7 protein-coding genes are annotated in these 2,850 nt (G+C 60.5%); all 7 read left to right on the top strand.

Annotated features, from left to right (window positions below; genetic code table 11):
- A partial coding sequence (gene rpsC / locus AC1DX0_RS33960; protein WP_477358721.1) for a 30S ribosomal protein S3 occupies window positions 1–571 on the top strand: 571 nt, incomplete at its 5' end.
- A 27-nt stretch (window positions 572–598) separates the two neighbouring features.
- Window positions 599–1,012 (top strand): 50S ribosomal protein L16, encoded by a 414-nt coding sequence (gene rplP, locus AC1DX0_RS33955; protein WP_013531427.1) that lies wholly within the window; start codon window positions 599–601, stop codon window positions 1,010–1,012.
- Window positions 1,013–1,024: 12 nt separating this feature from the next.
- Window positions 1,025–1,225: a 50S ribosomal protein L29 gene (gene rpmC / locus AC1DX0_RS33950; protein ID WP_006205459.1), complete on the top strand. Its 201-nt coding sequence runs from the start codon at window positions 1,025–1,027 to the stop codon at window positions 1,223–1,225.
- 11 nt (window positions 1,226–1,236) lie between these two features.
- On the top strand, window positions 1,237–1,476 hold the full coding sequence (gene rpsQ, locus AC1DX0_RS33945; RefSeq protein WP_010909280.1) for a 30S ribosomal protein S17: 240 nt from the start codon (window positions 1,237–1,239) through the stop codon (window positions 1,474–1,476).
- 72 nt (window positions 1,477–1,548) lie between these two features.
- A complete protein-coding gene (rplN, locus tag AC1DX0_RS33940) occupies window positions 1,549–1,917 on the top strand; it encodes a 50S ribosomal protein L14 (protein ID WP_006205457.1) in 369 nt (122 codons plus the stop codon).
- A 12-nt stretch (window positions 1,918–1,929) separates the two neighbouring features.
- Entirely contained in the window at window positions 1,930–2,244 is a 315-nt protein-coding gene (gene rplX / locus AC1DX0_RS33935) for a 50S ribosomal protein L24 (RefSeq protein ID WP_006205456.1), read from the top strand.
- Window positions 2,237–2,815: a 50S ribosomal protein L5 gene (rplE, locus tag AC1DX0_RS33930; RefSeq protein WP_172229140.1), complete on the top strand. Its 579-nt coding sequence runs from the start codon at window positions 2,237–2,239 to the stop codon at window positions 2,813–2,815. Before rplX ends, rplE begins: the two co-directional genes overlap by 8 nt.
- Window positions 2,816–2,850 lie beyond the last annotated feature (35 nt).

The raw sequence follows: 2,850 nt of genomic DNA, 5'->3' as shown, positions 1-2,850 counted from the left end.
CTCCAAGGTCGTGATCGAGCGCCCGCACAAGAAGTGCCGCGTCACCATCCACGCCGCGCGCCCGGGTCTGATCATCGGCAAGAAGGGCGCCGACATCGAGAAGCTTCGCAAGAAGCTGATGGAGATGACGAAGTCCGAGACGCACCTCAACATCGTTGAAGTGCGCAAGCCGGAAATCGACGCGACCCTGGTCGCCCAGTCGATCGCTCAGCAGCTCGAGCGTCGTATCGCTTTCCGTCGCGCCATGAAGCGCGCCGTTCAGTCCGCGATGCGCCTCGGTGCCGAAGGCATCCGCATCAACTGCGCCGGCCGTCTTGGCGGCGCCGAGATCGCGCGCATGGAATGGTATCGTGAAGGCCGCGTGCCGCTGCATACGCTGCGCGCCGATGTCGACTACGGCACGGCTGAAGCGCATACGGCTTACGGTATCTGCGGCGTCAAGGTCTGGGTATTCAAGGGCGAGATCCTCGAGCACGATCCGATGGCTTCGGAGCGTCGCGCGACCGAGGGTGATGCTGCGCATGGCGGTGGTGGTGATCGCGAACGCGGTCGTCGTCGCGAAAACGCCTGAGACATTTAGGAATTTGGAGTTAGAACGATGCTGCAGCCAAAGCGCACAAAGTTCCGCAAGCAGTTCAAGGGCCGTATCCATGGTACCGCAAAGGGCGGCACCAACCTGGATTTCGGTGGTTTCGGGCTGAAGGCGCTTGAGCCGAACCGCGTCACCGCGCGTGAGATCGAGGCGGCTCGCCGCGCGATCACTCGTGAAATGAAGCGTGCCGGCCGCGTGTGGATCCGTATTTTCCCAGACGTGCCGGTCACCTCGAAGCCGACCGAAGTCCGCATGGGTAAGGGCAAAGGCGCGGTCGACTATTGGGCGGCGCGCGTCAAGCCGGGCCGCATCATGTTCGAGATCGACGGCGTCAATGAAGAAACCGCCCGTGAGGCGCTGCGTCTCGGCGCGGCCAAGCTCTCGGTCAAGACGCGCTTCGTACAGCGCATCGCAGAATAGGACGGGCTGATCATGAAAGCCGAAGACATCCGGACCAAGACCCAGGAYCAGCTGACCGACGACCTGGCCAGCCTGAAGAAGGAGCAGTTCAACCTGCGCTTCCAGAAGGCCACCGGCCAGCTTGAGAAGACCGCGCGCGTGAGACAGGTCCGCAAGGACATTGCGCGCATCAAGACCATCGCTGCGGAAAAGTCCGCGGCTAAGAAGGCTTAAGGACGAAAACCATGCCAAAGCGCATTCTGCAGGGCACCGTCGTCAGCGACAAGAACGAGAAGACGGTTGTCGTCAAGGTCGAACGGCGCTTCACGCATCCCGTGATGAAGAAGACCGTGCGCATGACCAAGAAGTACAAGGCGCACGACGAGAACAACGCCCACAAGGTTGGCGATCAGGTGTTCATCCAGGAATCGAAGCCGATTTCCAAGGACAAGCGCTGGATCGTCGTGTCTTCGGACCAGGCGTAAACAAACGAATTTTGGACAGACCGGGGAGGGGCTTTGAGCCTGTCCCGTTAGAAAAGAAGAAGGCGGCCAGTCATGATTCAGATGCAAACAAACCTCGACGTGGCGGATAATTCCGGCGCGCGTCGTGTCATGTGCATCAAGGTGCTGGGCGGCTCGAAGCGGAAATACGCTTCCGTGGGCGACATCATCGTGGTGTCGATCAAGGAAGCCATTCCGCGCGGCCGCGTTAAGAAGGGCGATGTGATGAAGGCGGTCGTGGTTCGCACGGCCAAGGACATCCGCCGCCCGGACGGCAGCGTGATCCGTTTCGACAAGAACGCRGCCGTTCTMGTCGACAACAAGAAAGAGCCGATCGGCACGCGTATCTTYGGACCGGTTCCGCGCGAACTCCGCGCCAAGAACCACATGAAGATCATCTCGCTCGCGCCTGAAGTGCTGTAAGGAGCCGGACCAATGCAAAAGATTAGAAAAGGCGACAAGGTCGTCGTGCTGGCCGGCAAGGACAAGGGCCGTTCGGGCGAAGTCCTGTCGGTTCAGCCGAAGGACGACACCGCGCTGGTGCGCGGCGTCAACATGATCCGTCGTCACCAGAAGCAGTCCCAGTCCCAAGAGGGCGGGATCATCACCAAGGAAGCGCCGATCCAGCTGTCGAACATCGCGCTGGCCGACCCCAAGGATGGCAAGCCGACCCGCGTCGGTTTCATCTTCCAGAAGGACGGCAAGAAGGTGCGCGTCGCCAAGCGCTCGGGAGAAGTCATCAATGGCTAAGTCTCAAACCAAGCAGGCGACTGCGACCAACACGCCGCGCCTCAAGCAGGTCTACAACGAGACCATCCGCAAGGCGCTGCAGGAGCAGTTCGGCTACGACAACGACATGCAGGTTCCGCGCCTCGACAAGATCGTGCTGAACATGGGCGTCGGCGAAGCGACCGCTGATTCGAAGAAGCCTTCGGTTGCGGCCGAAGACCTGGCGATGATCGCCGGCCAGAAGGCCGTCGTCACCCGCGCCCGCAATTCGATCGCTGGCTTCAAGGTCCGCGAGAACATGCCGATCGGCGCCAAGGTCACGCTGCGCAAGGAACGTATGTACGAGTTCCTCGACCGCCTCGTGAACATCGCACTGCCACGCGTCCGCGACTTCCGCGGACTGAACCCCAAGAGCTTCGATGGCCGTGGCAACTAYGCCATGGGCATCAAGGAGCACATCGTGTTYCCGGAGATCAACTACGACAAGGTTGATCAGATCTGGGGCATGGACGTCATCGTTTGTACGACTGCGAAGACGGACGACGAAGCCCGGGCATTGCTCAAGGCTTTCAACTTCCCCTTCCGCCAGTAACGGCAGCGAGAAAAGGAAAAATCTGAAATGGCAAA

It is taken from the genome of Mesorhizobium sp. P3_A9, assembly GCF_056402975.1.
The sequence above is the reverse complement of the archived record's forward strand: the minus strand, read 5'-3'. Positions and strand labels throughout refer to the sequence as shown.